The 15235-nt window shown below is 75.1% G+C and carries 9 protein-coding genes and 1 riboswitch; of the genes, 6 read left to right on the top strand and 3 right to left on the bottom strand.

Translation table 11 applies throughout. From position 1 onward, the window contains the following. The first annotated feature begins 4 nt into the window (after positions 1-4). From ACR807_RS03440 to ACR807_RS03450, 3 genes are all read left to right on the top strand, one after another. The gene (locus ACR807_RS03440; protein WP_438919704.1) at positions 5-1405 is read left to right on the top strand and encodes a Gfo/Idh/MocA family protein; all 1401 of its coding nucleotides are present in this window, start codon (positions 5-7) and stop codon (positions 1403-1405) included. Positions 1406-1632: 227 nt separating this feature from the next. After that, positions 1633-2433 (top strand): hypothetical protein, encoded by an 801-nt coding sequence (locus tag ACR807_RS03445; RefSeq protein ID WP_438919705.1) that lies wholly within the window; start codon positions 1633-1635, stop codon positions 2431-2433. A 60-nt stretch (positions 2434-2493) separates the two neighbouring features. After that, on the top strand, positions 2494-5316 hold the full coding sequence (locus ACR807_RS03450) for an ATP-binding protein (protein ID WP_438919706.1): 2823 nt from the start codon (positions 2494-2496) through the stop codon (positions 5314-5316). Here ACR807_RS03450 and ACR807_RS03455 read toward each other — a convergent pair. Continuing rightward, positions 5264-6652, bottom strand: a complete 1389-nt coding sequence (locus ACR807_RS03455; RefSeq protein ID WP_438919707.1) for an FAD-dependent monooxygenase — start codon at positions 6650-6652, stop codon at positions 5264-5266. The genes ACR807_RS03450 and ACR807_RS03455 overlap by 53 nt on opposite strands. Positions 6653-6903: 251 nt before the next feature. After that, positions 6904-6968: riboswitch (guanidine-III (ykkC-III) riboswitch) on the top strand. 10 nt (positions 6969-6978) lie between these two features. Here ACR807_RS03455 and ACR807_RS03460 point away from each other — a divergent pair. Genes ACR807_RS03460 through ACR807_RS03470 form a run of 3 tightly spaced genes read left to right on the top strand, consistent with a single transcriptional unit; the run spans position 6979 to position 8965 of the window. Beyond that, positions 6979-7293, top strand: coding sequence for a DMT family transporter (locus tag ACR807_RS03460; protein ID WP_438919708.1), 315 nt, complete (start codon positions 6979-6981; stop codon positions 7291-7293). A 47-nt stretch (positions 7294-7340) separates the two neighbouring features. After that, a complete protein-coding gene (locus ACR807_RS03465; protein WP_438919709.1) occupies positions 7341-8420 on the top strand; it encodes a DNA polymerase III subunit beta family protein in 1080 nt (359 codons plus the stop codon). Further along, positions 8417-8965, top strand: coding sequence for a hypothetical protein (locus ACR807_RS03470; RefSeq protein ID WP_438919710.1), 549 nt, complete (start codon positions 8417-8419; stop codon positions 8963-8965). The genes ACR807_RS03465 and ACR807_RS03470 overlap by 4 nt, the downstream gene beginning before the upstream one ends. A 36-nt stretch (positions 8966-9001) precedes the next feature. Here ACR807_RS03470 and ACR807_RS03475 read toward each other — a convergent pair whose 3' ends face one another. Together ACR807_RS03475 and ACR807_RS03480 are read right to left on the bottom strand one after the other, a co-directional pair. Further along, positions 9002-14197, bottom strand: coding sequence for an NACHT domain-containing protein (locus tag ACR807_RS03475; RefSeq protein WP_438919711.1), 5196 nt, complete (start codon positions 14195-14197; stop codon positions 9002-9004). 140 nt (positions 14198-14337) lie between these two features. Further along, positions 14338-15036 (bottom strand): phosphatase PAP2 family protein, encoded by a 699-nt coding sequence (locus ACR807_RS03480; protein WP_438919712.1) that lies wholly within the window; start codon positions 15034-15036, stop codon positions 14338-14340. Positions 15037-15235: the final 199 nt, after the last annotated feature.

A 15235-nucleotide genomic window follows, 5' to 3' on the forward strand; every position in this document is an offset into this window, starting at 1 on the left:
TCACTTGTCCGCCGACACCACCGGTTCCCGCCGCCGCTACGCCGTGGTCGGCGTGGGCCACCGCGCCGCCCTGTACGTCGAGGCCCTCGCGTCCGAGTACGCCGACGACGGCGAGGTGGTGGCGTGGTGCGACCCGAGCCCGACCCGCATGGCGTACTACGACGCCGTCCTCGGCCACGCGCCGGCGCGCTACGCGCCCGAGCGGTTCGACGACCTGCTGCGCGAACGGCGGCCGGACGCGGTGGTCGTCACCTCGCCGGACGCCACCCACCACCGCTACGCCGTCGCCGCGCTGCGGGCCGGGTGCGACGTCGTGGTGGAGAAGCCGCTGACCACCACCGCCGAGGGCGCGCGGGCCATCGCCGACGCCGCCCGCGACTCGGCCGGCCGGCTGGTCGTGACGTTCAACTACCGGTACTCGCCGCGCAACGCCGAACTGCGCCGGCTGATCGCGGGCGGCGCGATCGGCGAGGTCACCTCCGTGCACTTCGAGTGGGTGCTCGACACCGTGCACGGCGCGGACTACTTCAGGCGCTGGCACAGGGAAAAGCGGCATTCCGGCGGCCTGCTCGTGCACAAAGCCGCGCACCACTTCGATCTTGTAAATTGGTGGCTCGGGGACGTGCCGCGGACCGTGTTCGCGCTGGGCGGCCTGCGGTTCTACGGCGCCGACAACGCCGCCCGCCGCGGCCTCGGCCCCCGCCCGGAGCGCTCCACGGGCGCGCCCGGCGTCGAGCACGACCCGTTCGGCCTGGACCTGCGCGCCGACGACGTGCTGCGCCGGCTCTACCTGGAGGCCGAACCGGACGACGGCTACCTGCGCGACCGCGACGTGTTCAGCGCCGGCATCACCGCGGAGGACAACCTCTCGGTGGTCGTCGGCTACCGCTCGGGGGCGTCGATGAGCTACTCGCTCAACGCCCACTCGCCGTGGGAGGGCTACCGGGTCGCGGTCAACGGCACGCAGGGCCGGCTGGAGCTGGACGTGGTGGAACGCGGGCACGTGCCGCCCGCCGGGGCCGCGGGCGTGGTCGGCCGCCCGCCCGCCGACCCCACTGCCGTGGACCCCGGTGCCGCCGACCCCGGTGTCGTGGGGACCGGTGCCGCGCCGCACGGGCCGACCGCGCCGGACCCCCGCCCGGCCGGCGAACGCCTCCTGTGGCAACCCCACTGGTCCCCGGCCGAGGAGGTCCCCCTGCCGCGGGGCGACGGTGCCCACGGCGGCGGCGACGCCCACCTGCTCGCCGACGTGTTCCGCCCCTCGCCGACCCCGGACCCCCTGCGCCGCCGCGCGGGACTGCGCGACGGCCTGCTCAGCGTCGGCGTGGGCATCGCGGCCAACCGCTCCCTGGACACCGGGCAGGTGGTCCACCTCGCCGACCTCGGCCTGTTCCCGGAGGGCTGAGCGCGGAAATCCCGTCGCGGGACGGCGCGCCGCCCCGCTAGCGTGCACCCACCCGAACGAGGAGGGCCGACATGTCGCGCGAGTCCACCGATGTGGTCACCACCGCCCGGACGCCCGAGCGCACCGAGGTCTGACCCCCGTTCCGCGGGCGTCGTCCGACGACCCGGTGCCCCGTCTCGCGTCCGGCGGTTCCCCCGCCCACCACGTCGAGCACGAGGAGCACGAGCATGTCTTCCGCAACGTCCCCCGAACCGCTGACAGCGGCCGAGGGAGGTCCCAGCCACGTCGTCCGGTCCGGTCGGACCACCAGGCGCCCCGCCGGGCCGTGGACCCCGACCGTCCACGCCCTGCTGCGCCACCTGGAGCGCGTCGGTTTCGCCGGCGCGCCCCGGGTAGTCGGCGACGGCGTCGACGTCGACGGCAACGAGGTCCTGACGTACTACGACGGTGTCATCGCCCACCCGCACGGGTGGTCGGACGAGGCCGTCCACGAGGTCGGCGCGCTGCTGCGCGGGCTGCACGACGCCACGGCGGACTTCGTGCCGCCGACCGGCGCGGGGTGGAAGCCGTGGTGGATGCACCACGAAGGCCCCGGCAGCGTCATCGGGCACCGCGACGCGGGGCCGTGGCACACGGTGTCGCGCGACGGCCGGCCGGTGGCGTTCATCGACTGGACCCTGGCCGGTCCGGTCGACCGCCTCGACGAGGTCGTCTCGGCCGCCTGGTGGCACGCCCGCCTGCACGGCGCCGACGTCGACCGCCGCCACGGCCTGCCCGACCCGCCCGCCCGCGCCCGGCAGTTCGGGCTGTTCCTCGACGGCTACCGCCTGGCGGTGGCCGAACGGGACGGGCTGGTCACCAGGATGATCGAGTTCGCGATCCGCGACTGCGCCGCCGAGGCGGCCCGGGCCCGGATCACCCCGGACTCGACCGACCCGGGACCGCTCTGGGCACTGGCGTGGCGAGCCCGTGCCGCGGACTGGATGATCCGCCACCGGGTGCTGCTGGAACGCGCCGCGTCGGCGTAGCGGGCCACCGGGGCCGGGTGCGGCGACGTGCCCGGCCCCTCCGGCGGGGAGAATGGCCGCGTGCGGATCAGGGTGCTCGGCCAGCTGGAGGTCCTCGGGCCGGACGGCGCGCCCACCGCGCTCGGCGGCACGATGCTGCGCACCCTCCTGCTCAGGCTGGTCGTGGACGTCGGCCGGGTGGTCACCACCGACCGGCTGGTCGCCGACCTGTGGCCCGGGGACGAGCCGGCCGACCCCGTGGCGGCGTTGCAGTCGCTGGTCGCCAGGCTGCGCCGGGCGCTCGGGCGCGACGCCATCGGCTCGCACCCCGCCGGCTACCGGCTCGACGTCCCGCCGGACGAGGTCGACGCCGAGGTGTTCGCCCGCGCCGCGGCCGAGGGGCGGCCCCGGGACGCCCTGGCGCTGTGGCGGGGCGAGCCGTTCGCGGACGCCGGGGACGCCGCGTTCACCACCGCCCCCGCCGCCCGCCTCGCCGGGCTGCGCGCGAGCGCCGTCGAGGCGCGGATCGACCTCGACCTCGCCGCCGGCCCCACGCCCGCGCTCATCGCCGAGATCGAGGAGCTGATCACCGCCGCACCCCTGCGCGAGGCGCTGCACGCGCGGCTGGTGCGCGCCCACACCGCCCTCGGCCACCGCGCCGACGCCCTCGCCGCCCACGAGCGCGCCCGGTCCGCGCTGGCCGACCAGCTCGGCGCCGACCCCGGCCGCGAACTGCGCGACGCCCACCTGCACGCCCTGCGCGCCACCGCCGCGCGCTCCACCCTGCCGGCCCGGCTGACCAGCTTCGTCGGGCGGGAACGGGAGCTGGAGCAGGTCGTCGCCGCACTCGGCCCGGCCCGGCTGGTCACGATCACCGGCACCGGCGGCGCGGGCAAGACGCGGTTGGCCGTCGAGGCCGCCGAACGCCTCCGGGACGGCGTGCCGGACGGCGTCTGGCTCGTCGACCTCGTGCCCGTCACGTCCGGCGAGGGCGTCACGGCCGCCGTGCGCGCCGCCGTCGACACCGCCGACGACCCCCGCGACTTCCTCGCCGACCGCGCCGCCCTGCTGCTGCTGGACAACTGCGAGCACCTGCTGGACGACATCGCCGGGTTCACCGCCGACCTGCTCGCCCGCTGCCCCCGGCTGCGCGTGCTGGCGACCAGCCGGGAACCGCTCGGCATCACCGGCGAGACCCTGCGGCCCCTCGCGCCGCTGGCCGAGGACCCGGCGGTCGCCCTGTTCACCGACCGGGCCCGCGCCGTGCGACCGGGCTTCACCGCCGACGCGTCCACCGCGGACGTCTGCCGCGCGCTCGACGGCCTCCCGCTGGCCATCGAGCTGGCCGCGGCCCGGCTGCGCTCGCTCACCCCCGACCAGCTCGTGCGGCGGCTCGGCGACCGGCTCGGGCTGCTCGACCGCGGCGTGCGCGCGGCCCCGGCCCGGCACCGCACGTTGCGCGCCGTCCTCGACTGGAGCTGGGACCTGCTCGACGAGCCCGGGCGCGCCCTGCTCGCCGCCCTCTCGGTCTTCGCGGGCGGCGCGACCGCCGACGCCGTCGAGGACGTCACCGGCGCCTCGCTGGACGAGCTGTCGTCGCTGGTGGACAAGTCGCTCGTGGTCGAGGTGGACGGCCGCTACCGGCTGCTGGAGACCGTCCGCGAGTACGCGGCCGGCAAGCCCGGCGTCGTGCCCGGCGGCGAGTCCGGCGTCGTGCCCGACCGGGGGCACGAGGTCCGCCGGCGGCACGCGGCCCACTACGCGGACCTCGCCGAGCGCGCCGAACCACTGCTGCGCGGCCCCGCGCAGGAGGTGTGGGGCGAGCGCCTCACCGCCGAGGGCGCGAACCTCGACCTGGCGATGTCCCGCCCGCCGTTCGCCACCCGGCTGTTCGCGGCCAGGCTCTGGTACTGGCTGGTGCGCGGCCGGCTCGACGAGGCCCGGCGGTGGGCGGCCCGGGTGGACGGCGACCTGGCGCGCGCCCTGACCGACCCGACCCCCGGGCTGCTGGACGACCTCGCCCGCCGCGACGAGCCCGCCGCCCTGCTCGCCGCGTGCGTCGGCGACCACACCGACCACGCCCGGCTGACCGCGATCGCCGACCGGCTCACCGCCTCGACCGACGCGTGGCGGCGCGCGGCGGGGGAGCTGGTGCACGGGTACGCCGCCTCGGAGATCAGCGAGGGCGGCGGGGCGCGGGCCGAGCGGCACTACGCCGCGGCGGCGCGGGGTTTCCGCGAGGTCGGCGACCACACCGGCCTGGCCTGCTCGCTGATGTTCCTGTCGACCCTCCAGGCCAACCGGGGCGACGTCCTCGCGGCGCTCGGCTCGGTGAGCGAGGCGACGAGGCACGTGCCCGCCGCCTCGGCGATCATGCGCGCGCAGACCGCCCAGCTGCGCGCCCGCACCGGTGACCTCGACGGCGCGCGCGCCGTCCTGGAGCGCGCCGAGCGCGAGGCCGTACGCGACGACGACCCGCTCGCCCTCGCCCGCGTGCACAACGGCCTGGCCGAGGTGGCGCGGCTGGCCGGGGACACCGCGACCGCGCTGCGCCGGCACCACCTGGCGCTGGCCGTCGACCCCGCCGCGGCCTCGCCGCAGTTCCTGGCCATGGCGCACGACAACCACGCCCGCACCCTCACCGCGCTCGGCGACCTCGACGCGGCGGGGGAGCAGCACGCCCTCGCCGTCGAGCACGCGCACCGGGCCCCGGACGGCCCGGTGCGCGCCACCGCCCTGGAGGGCCGCGCCGCCTGGTGCGCGGCGACCGGCGACCAGGAGGGCGCGCTCGCCCTCCTCGACCTCGCCCGGCGGGCCCGGGGCACCGACAACCCCGCCCTGCGGGCCGAGATCACCGGCTCCAGCGCGCCAGGTACGGCGCGACGTCCTCCGCCCGGTCGGTGAACAACCCGATGTGGCCGTCCGGGCGGACCACCGCGAGCGCGTCCCCGCGCACGTCGTAGGCCGGCGCGTCGGTCACCACGTGCGCCCCGTCGCAGCGGGCGTCCCCGAAGGCCAGCACCGCGAACCCCGGCCCGGCCAGCACCTCGTGCACCCGCCGCCCGCCGCACAGCCCGTCCGGGGCCCGGTCGCCCGCCCGCACCGCGCCGGGGCGGGCCCGGCGCTCCTCGGACAACGCGCTGTGCCGGTAGTGCACGCCGAGCTGCGTGAGCGCCGGATCACCGCGGTCCACCGCGGCCACCCCGCCCCGCACCGCCCGGTCGAACAGCTCGCTGCTGATGCCCAGCACGCCGGCGGCCACCGGGAGCCGCTCCTGTTCGTAGGTGTCGAGCAGCTCGTCGTCGCCGGTGGCCAGCTTCCAGCCCAGGTTGTAGGCGTCCTGCACCCCCGTGTTCAGCCCCTGGCCGCCGGCCGGCGTGTGCACGTGCGCGGCGTCCCCCGCGAGGAACACCCGCCCCACCCGGTACCGGTCCACCATCCGCACGTTCGGCCGCCACGAGCTCCACCAGACCAGGCCCTCCACCACCAGGTCGTCCCGCCCGGACGCCCGCGTCAGCAGCTCCTGGACGCCCTCGACCGACGCCTCCTCCAGGAACGAGGTCGTCACCTGGAACGTGTCGGTGCCCGCCAGGGGGCAGGCCCCCAGCAGCGGCGTGCCCGGCGCGTCCGGCGCACCCCAGAAGTGCCAGTGGTCGCGGTCCAGCCCGGAGATCCGCACGTCCGCGACGAGCTGGCGGAAGTCCTCGTCGGTCTGCCCGGCGAACCCGACGCCCATGCCCCCGCGCACGGTGCTGCGCCCGCCGTCCGCGCCGACCAGGTACGCCGCCCGCACCCGCTCGTCGCCCAGGTGGACCGTCACCCCGTCCGCGTCCTGCTCGAACCCGGTGAACTCCACGCCGGTGCGGACCTCGCCGCCCAGCTCGGCCAGCCGCTCGCGCAGCAGCAGGCACGTCCGCCACTGCGGCAGCATCACGCCGTTCGGGTGGGGCACGTCGGGGCGCGGCGGCGACACCTCCGCCATGTGCCGCTCCCACACCACCTCGTGCCCGAGGTAGGCCCGCACGGGCGGGTACGGCCCGCCGTGCGCGAGCACGCCGTCCACCACGCCGAGGTCGGCGAACACCTCCAGCGTCCGGGGCTGCAACCCCTTGCCCCGCGACCCGACGAACGCGCCCGGGTCGCGGTCGACGACCCGGTGCGGCACCCCGCGCCGGGCGAGGTCGCACGCCAGGGTCAAACCGGTCGGACCCGCGCCGACGATCACCACTGCCTCATCCATGCCGATCACCCTGTCCGGCCGCGCTGCCGGCGCACCGACAGGCCGCTGCCGGCGCGCTGCCGCGTCCGCGCTTTGTCGTTCGTCCCCGGACCCCCGATCCCGGACAACCGATCCGCAGTACAACGGCGTGGGGTGACCGGAGGGGGGAACGTGATGAGGGTGGTGGCGGCGGTCATCGTCATCGTGGTGGCCTTCACGGTGGCCGTGGTGGAGGACTCGGCACGCGCCGCGCCGGCGTGTGGGAAGGTGGGGACGAGCCCGGAACGGGTTCCCGGACGAGCGGCGCCGTACCCGGTCAGCGACAAGACGGCGTTCCGGGAGTCGTCGTGCACTGGGTCGTCCTCGTCCTCTCCGCCGTGCTGGAAGCCGTGTGGGCCACCGCCCTGAGCAGGTCGGAGGGGTTCTCCAAGCTCTGGCCGACGGTCGTCTTCGCCCTCGCCGCGACCGGCAGCGTGGCCGGTCTCGCGTACGCCATGCGCGGCCTGCCCGTGGGCACGGCGTACGCGGTGTGGGTCGGCATCGGCGCGGCCCTGACCGCCGGCTACGCCATGTGGTCGGGGGCGGAACCGGTGTCGCCGGTCAGGGCCCTGTTGCTGGCGGGGGTCGTGGGCTGCGTGATCGGCCTCAAGCTCACCCACTGACGGCGCGCGGTTGACCTTCGGGTTACCCGAAGCCCGATGATGGCCGGGTGCCCGACCCCGAACTCCTCACCATCGGCGCCTTCGCCCGCTCCAGCGGGTTGACGGCCGGCGCGCTGCGCTTCTACGCCGACTCGGGCCTGTTGCCGCCGGCCAGCGTGGACGACTCGTCCGGGTACCGCTACTACACCCGCGACCAGGCGGAACGCGCCGCGGCGATCCGCCGCCTGCGCGAGGTCGACATGCCGCTGGAGCTGATCGCCGAGGTCCTCGCACCTGGCTCCCGCGACGCCGCCCGGATCATCGACGAGTACGTGGCGCGCCTCGCGCACCGCACCCGCCGGGCCCGGGAGACGGCCGCGGCGGTCAAGGCCGCGCTCGGTCTCGTGCCGCCGGCGCCGGAGGTACGCCTCAACGGCCCGGTGTTCACCGCCGCCGTCGAGCAGGTCCTCACCGCCACCGCGCAGGAACCGGAGCTGCCCGTGCTCAACGGGGTGCGCGTCGAGGTGTCCGCCGACGGTGTCGTGCTCACCGCCACCGACCGGTACCGCCTGTCGACCCGCGCCCTCGTCCCCACCGCGCCGAGCGAGGCGGACTGGGCGGTCACCGTCGACGCCGACGACCTGAGGTTGGCGCTGCCGTGGACGCGCCGCCGCCACGACCTGCGGGTGAGCGCCCGAGCCGGCCGCGTCCATCTCCGGGGCGACGACGACGCGGACGCCCGCGAGTGCCGCGCCCTGCCCGGACCGTTCCCCGACCACCGGCTGCTGCTGGCGTCCCTGCCGGAGGTGCGCACCCGCGTCCTGGTCCCCCGCAACGCCCTGCTGCGGGACCTGGAGGCGCAGCGCGACCACCGCGTCCGGCTCGACGTGCGCGGTTCGGGGGTCGTCGTCTCGTCCGCGGGCACCCCGCCCGCGCCACCGGTCGCCGCCGTCGTCACCGGCCCGGCGATCGCGATCGGGTTCGCCACCACCACCCTGCACCCGGCGATCAGCACGGCGGTCGGCCCGGACGTGATGCTCGACCTCGCCGGACCGCACGACCCCGTCGTCGTCCGCTCCGCCGACGACGGCGACCTCACCACCCTCGTCATGCCCCTCCGAGCAGAACCCGAAGGACAGCCAGGATGACCGCGACCGACACCCCCGCCCCCAGCACCTCCACCTCCACCACGGCCGACACCCCCGACCCGATCATGGCCGAGATCACCGCCGCCGTGACCCTCGGCCACCAGGGCGACCCCGCCACCGCCCGCACCCGGCTGCTCGACCTCTGGCACCGCATCGGCCCGACCGGCGACCCGTTCCACCGCTGCGTCCTGGCCCACTACGCCGCCGACCTCCACGACGACGCCGCGGAAGCCCTGATCTGGGACGTCCGCGCCCTGGACGCCGCCGACGCCCTCACCGACGACCGCGTCCAACGCCACCACGACAGCCTGCGCATCGAGGCGTTCCGCCCCTCCCTGCACCTCAACCTCGCCGACGACCTCCGCCGCCTGTCCTCCTTCGCCGCCGCCCGGCACCACCTCGCCGCCGCCCGCCGCCACCAGCACACCCTCGGCGACGACGGCTACGGCACGATGATCCGCCGCGCGCTCGACGAGGTCGCGGAAGCGGTCGACCGGCGGTCCACCGAGAGGCGCGCGAGCGCACCGGGGCCGAACGCCGGGTAGCCGCGCGACCGACAGCGGCGGCGGCGCTCCACGCGGTCAGCCACGCCCCGCCACGTCGATCGACCGGATCACCGCACGGGCCTCCTCCCGGCACACCTCGCTCCACCGGGCCAGGAAACAGGCCGCACGCCGTCGGACGTGCCGGGGAACGCCTACGTCCGACGCCACCTCTCGGACCACCACCGAGGCCCCGTCCCGGCACGCCCTCCACAGCCGCACGGCTCCCTGCGCGCACCACACCCGCGCCACCGGCCCGTGCCGCTCGTCCCGGGCCATGACGAGAAGTTCCAACGCCGCCTCGTCCGGGCGCGTCTCGCCGATCGCGAGGAGGACCAGTCGGCGGAGCAGCGGCTCGTCCGTGACGAGCAGGTCGCGCAGCAACCCCGACACCTCGCCGCCCGTGTTGGGCGAGACCTCGCGCAGCGTCGCCGCCGCCCGAGCCCGCGCGCCCACCGGCAGCGTCGAGTCCCGGGCGATGGTCCGCAGCAGTTCGACCGCGCGGTCCCTGCCTACCAGACCACGAGCCGCCAGGTCCCGGGCCGCGCGCCACCTGAGGGCGGGCCGTTCGTCGCGGTCGGCCGCGAGCGCCTCGAACACCCCGGCGGCGGCGGTCCAGTCCTCGGGTTGGTACTCGGTCAATTCATGCGCCGCTTGCCGGCGGACGGGTGAGGGGGTTCGGGGATCGTCCCGCAGCGCCCGCAAGTCACCGAGACCGTCGAACGGCCCCAGGTCCAACAGGGCTTCGACGCGGTGCTTCCCCGAGGCGTTCGGTCTGTTGACGACCCGACGGAGTTCCTCGGTCAGCGACTGCCGAGGTCCGAGCGTCGTCGCCCGCAGGATCGCGAGGGCGGTCGCTCGTCGGCGCGGGGTGACCGACGGGTCCTGAGCGGTGCGTTCGAGGTCGCGCCGCACCTCTCGGCCGCGCGGGGTGCCGAGCAGGATCAGTGCCTGCTTCGCCCGGGTCGACACCGGCGAGTCGGCGGGTACCCCTTCCAGGTAGGCGGTCATCTCCGGGACGGTGCGGATATCCAGCTTTGCCAGTTTCAACGCCGCGTCGATCCGCTCTCTCGGGAGAAACTCGGGCGCGGTGAGGACCTCACGGGCGGATGCTGTGCTCTCACCCGCCAGCGGCAGGTCACCCCAGATGTCGGCATCCGGCATCCGTTCCCGGATCGGCAGTACGCGATCATCGAGCAAGGTGCGTTCGACCTGTGTGCGAAGTCCCCGCGGTAGTGCGACGAAGAGCGCCCTGCGTTGCGCGCCCGCCTTGGCCTCCGCAGCGGCGACCGCCAGGAGTCGGGGACGTGGCACGACGGGTTGTGATCCCAATTGCAGCATGTGACGTACGGCTTGGGCACGTTCGACCAGGCTCAGCCTCGGGTCGTCCGCCAGGCGTTCGAGGAGCGCGAGTGCGCCGGGGGCGGCGTACCGGTCCACCTGCGCCTGCGAAACCGCGCTCTTGCACCGTGCGATGACCCGCAGGCGTTCATCTCCGACCAGAGCCGCTATGCCCTCTACAACCCGTGCCAGTTCGGTGGGATCGGTCTGGGCCAATTCGCGCAACGCGTCCGACTGGACGGTTGGCTGCAGGTGAGCGTTCGCCAACTGCCGCCGCAGCGCGGCCAGCGCCTCCTCACGATGTTCGGGGAACGACGTGGCGAGGTGCAGCGCGGCCATCCAACTCACCCGGCGGTCCACGTCGGGGTGGGTGAGCAGGGCACGCAGCATCGGTGCCACCTCCACGCCGAGAGCGGACAGATGGGCAATGGCGTGCTGCCACGCGTCGACGGTCTCGATGCCCCTCGGGCTCAGGAGGTGGTCCGCCACAGCGGGTGCTGAACCCGGATCGAGGGAAAGCAGCATCTCCCGTGCGTCGAGGCGGCTGAGTGCGTCGTTCGTGTGGTCGATCACCGCGCGCAGGGCGATTCGGGCTGTCGACGTGTCCGCGAAACCGATCACCTCCAGAGCGAGGAGGATGGCGTGAACGCGGTCCGTGTCCGTCCTCGGGTCGCCCATCAACTCCACCAGCACCTGGGCGACGTCCTCGCGAAGACCGATCCCCAAACCACGCGCCACCGTCGCGGCGTACCGGAAGTCGAAGTACATCGTCTTCACGCCGCGCAAGAGCGCGCACAGCGAGTCGGCCGTGCGGCGGTGGAAGCGCGGCCCCAACCCGACCAGACCGTGCAAAGCCGGGAACCGCTCCCGGTAGGTCCTGTCGGGATCGTCGATCACCACGCTCATCGCGTCGGCGATGAGGTCGCTGTCCGCTTCGCTCGACGCGAAGACGTGCATCGGGATGAACCGAACGACGGGTTCCGGTTTCACGAGCCGGGTCGTGTGGAGCAGCGCGTCGAGCGCGCGGGCATGGAACTGCGGTCCGAGTTTCACCAGTTCGCGCCACGCATCGATGACGGCGATCGGATCGGCCTGCACCTCGGCGATGGACAGCAGGTGGCGGGCGACCTTCGCGTGCACCTCAGGTCCGGTGTCGATCAGCCGGGACGCGGCGCGGCACCGACTTGTTGCCGGAGCGCCACCGTCGGCCAAGTGGGCCAGCAGGCGCTCGACCGCGGCCGTCCGGTGCGGTTCACCGAGATCCGCGAGGTGGCCGAGCAGGGTCGTGAACAAGTCGTGGTCCGGCCTGACCTCGTCGAGCAGGTCCCACAGCCGCCGGGCCACCTCGGGCAGGTGTTCCGCCCCGAGGTGGCCCAACGCGTCGAGCGCCGCGACCACGTGGTGGGTGTCGGTGCCGGGATCGGCGATGGTCGCGAGCAACCGGTACTCGGCCTCAGCGCGGAACGCCGGGCCGAAACCGGCTAACCGAGAGACGCAGTAGTGGCGGTCGAACGCGGTGACGTCCGGTTCCGCGAGCATCGCCAACACGCTCTCACCGGCCGCCTGGCGGTGGTCCTGGCCCAACCTGCCCAGCACCTCGGCCGCCGATACGCGGTGCACCCTCGTCCGCCGTCGATCCTTCACCACAGCGGTCAGGGCGGTGACGGCCTCCTCGACGCCGTCGGGCCCGAGCGATGCCATGCCCAGGGCCGCGTCACCGCGCGCCACTTCGCTGTGCACCCGGTCGTGCAGCACGAGCCGGAAGGCTTCGGCCGCCCGCGCGTGGAACTCGGAGCCGATCTCGACCAGGCCGGTGGCCGCCTCGACCACGATCTCCGGCGCGGTGTCGCGGTCGTCCAGCAGGCGGGTCAGCGCGGTTACCGCGAAGTCACGCGCGTCCCCCTCGAACGAGGCCAGGACCACGGCGGCCGCGCGGCGGTCGGCACCGGACCCCGCGTCGTCGTCGAGCACGGACCGCAGTCCGCGTTCGGCGGCGGCGCGCTCGGCCGTCCCGCTGTCCGACAGCGCCTCGGCCGCGGCCAGGCGCACGTCGACCGGGGCACCCGCGTCGTCGACCAGCGCGTGGAGGAACCGGGTGGCCTCCGCGAGGTGCTCGCCGCGCAGCCGGACCGACAACGCCGCCGCGGCCTTGCACCGCGTCGACAGGGGCGCACCTCCCTCCCGCATCAACCCCACCAGCCACACGGCCAGGCCGGGGTGCTGGGTGGTGCGGCAGGCGTGGTCGAGGATGTCGCCCGCCAGGTAGTGGGTCGTGGTCGCCCAACCGCGAACGGTGTCGAGGAACGCGTCCACGGTGGGCGTGCCCGCGGGCACGCGCTTGGACAGCAGGCGCGCGGCCAGCAGGTGCTGTTCGGCGCTGCCCGCGTGCAGGGACCTCAGCAGCGGGTCCGCCTGGTCCGGGCGCAGGCGCGTGTAGTGCAGCGCCACCGACCGGGCGTAGCGCCCGCGCTCCTCGGGACGGGCGGCGTGCAGGAGGTGGGCGAAGTCCTCCTGGTCGGCGGCGAACGTCTCGGGCAGCAGGCTCGCGGTGGCGGTCGCGGCGAGGTGCTCCGCGAAGCTGTGGTGCAGGAACGCCAAGTCGCCGTCGCCCCGGACGACCAGGGGACCCGCGTTGACCAGGAACGCGGTCAGCGCCTCCGGCCAGCCCGCCGGAAGCCGCTCCGGGGAGACGTGGTCGCGGACCCAGTCGCGCGCGGCGGAGACCAGGGACGTGTCGGTCCGCACCCGGACGAGCCCGAGGTGCTCCAGCAGGCGTGCCCGGTGCGGTTCGAACGGGCTGTCCGCGGGCCGGACCGTGCGCAGGAAGGAGAAGTACTCCTCGTACAGCTCGTACTGGTTGTCCGGCAGGGGCAGGTCGGTGCGCTGCTGGAAGACGATGGCCGCGATGGTGGCCAGGAGCGGCACGCGGACCAGGTCGTCCAGGTGCGCGGCGCGGATCTGGCGCAGGAAGCGGTCGGCCGGGTCCGGTCCCTCGTCGGCGAACCAGTTCTCCGCGAAGCGGCGCAGCGTCTCGTCGTCGAACGCCTGGAGCTCGTAGCGCACCGCGCCCTTCCGGTACAGCGGTGCGAGGAGTGCTCCCTCGATCGGCCGGGTGGTCAGCACGACGCGGTAGTGCGGGTCCGCGGCGCACGAGGCGAGGACCTTGACCAGCCGGTACCGGTCCTCGCTGTCCGCCACCTCGTCCAGCCCGTCGACGAGCAGCAGCCACCGGCGACCATCGAACCGCTCGGCCAGCACGTCGGCGGACACCGGCTTCCGCAGGAACGCCCCGTAATCGGCGCGCACGCTGTCCGCCAGGGCCTCCGGGAACGGCAGGTCCAACCGGGCGGCCAACTCGCGCGCGGTCAGCCGCAGGGGCAGGACCGACTCGCCCATCGGCTCCGCACCGCCGTGGAGACGGCTCGCGGCGACCTCGGCGGCGAGCCGGAGGGACAGCGTGGACTTGCCCTGCCCCGCCCCGCCCGTGACGACCAGGTGGTCGGCACCGTCGAGCGCGTCGCGCACGGTGCGCACCGGCGGTCGCACGGCGACCCTGACCACCGGCGGGCCCGGCACCTCGACGAGCTGGCCGTGGCCGTCGAGGATCGGGGTCGGCCGCGACGGCTCGGGCACGGTGTCCTCGACGGCGCTGCCGAGGTCCTGGCGCACGTAGACGTCGGTCAGCGCGGGGTGCCGCGCACCGGGCAGCAGGCGCGGCAGCTCCTGGGCCGCCTGCACCTGGGCGCGCAGCAGCGAGACGACCTCGTCCGAGGCCGTCCCGGCCGCCGGTGCGGCGAAGTGCACGCCACCGTGGATCACCCCGGCCTGCACGCTCGGCCCGAGCACCTGTCCTTCCACGTGGTTGGACGCGGTCACCCGGTCAGCACGCGCCACAGGCCCTCCTCGTCACGTCCTCCAAGGAGGCATGGTCCCACGACTGCCTGTCGTCCAGCGTCAGGGGAACATCCCGCAGTAGTGCGGAAAACCCGGTCGGACGGTCGTGATCGCGGCGGGCGGCGGTCGGCGGGCGGTGGTCAGCGCACGCGCGGCAGGCGGTGGGTCGCGTCGTCGCCGGGTGGGGTGGGGCGGGGGATGCGTTCCGTGACGTCCAGCGCGCCGACGACGACCGTGTCCGCGTCCGCCGTCGGGGAGGGGAGCAGGCGCGGGCGGAAGCGGTCGATCAGGGAGGTGGCGACCGGTACGAACGCCAGGGCCAGCAGGGGGGCGGCGAGGACGCCCAGCAGGTAGCCGACGGCCACGTCGTGCGGGTAGTGCACGCCGACGAACACGCGCGACAGCGCCATGACCGCGGCCAGCGGGAGGACGAGGGGCGCCAGCTTCCGCCACGCCAGGACCAGGGCGCCCGCGCTCGCGGCGGCGATCGTGGCGTGGTTGCTGGGGAACGACCAGTCGCCCACGGGCGGGCACTCGGCCAGGGGGAGCGCGCCCACCACCGCCCGGCACGGGCGCTCCTCCTCGATGAGCGACTTGGCCGTCTCGCTGATCGCGTACGCGCCCACGGTGGCGAACGGGGCCAGCAGGGCCGGGGCCAGCACCCGGGACGGCGCCCGCCGGAGCCGCCAGGCGGCCAGCAGGAACAGCACGGCGAACACGACCAGCCCGCCGTCGGTGCCCCACTCGGCGAAGTCCTGGAACCACGACGGTGTGCCGGCGGCGAACTCGGTGATCGCGCGGTAGAGGTCGGCGCTGGTCTCGAACACTGCGGTGATCACGACGCCCAGGTTATTCACCTGCGCGTGGGCGAGTCGCAAGCTGGTCGTCACCTGCCCGACCGGGCTGTGGTGTAAGAGCGCCCGCGCCGACCGCGCGCCTCCCGCTCTGCGGCACCCCGAAGGACGGTGTTTCGGGCTCTGGACCTGCCCTGATGTGCCGAAACGGACAGTCCGGACGAACGCGAGTGATCATCATGCT

Origin of the sequence: Saccharothrix sabaoui, assembly GCF_051756985.1 — a bacterium.
Lineage (GTDB): Bacteria > Actinomycetota > Actinomycetes > Mycobacteriales > Pseudonocardiaceae > Actinosynnema.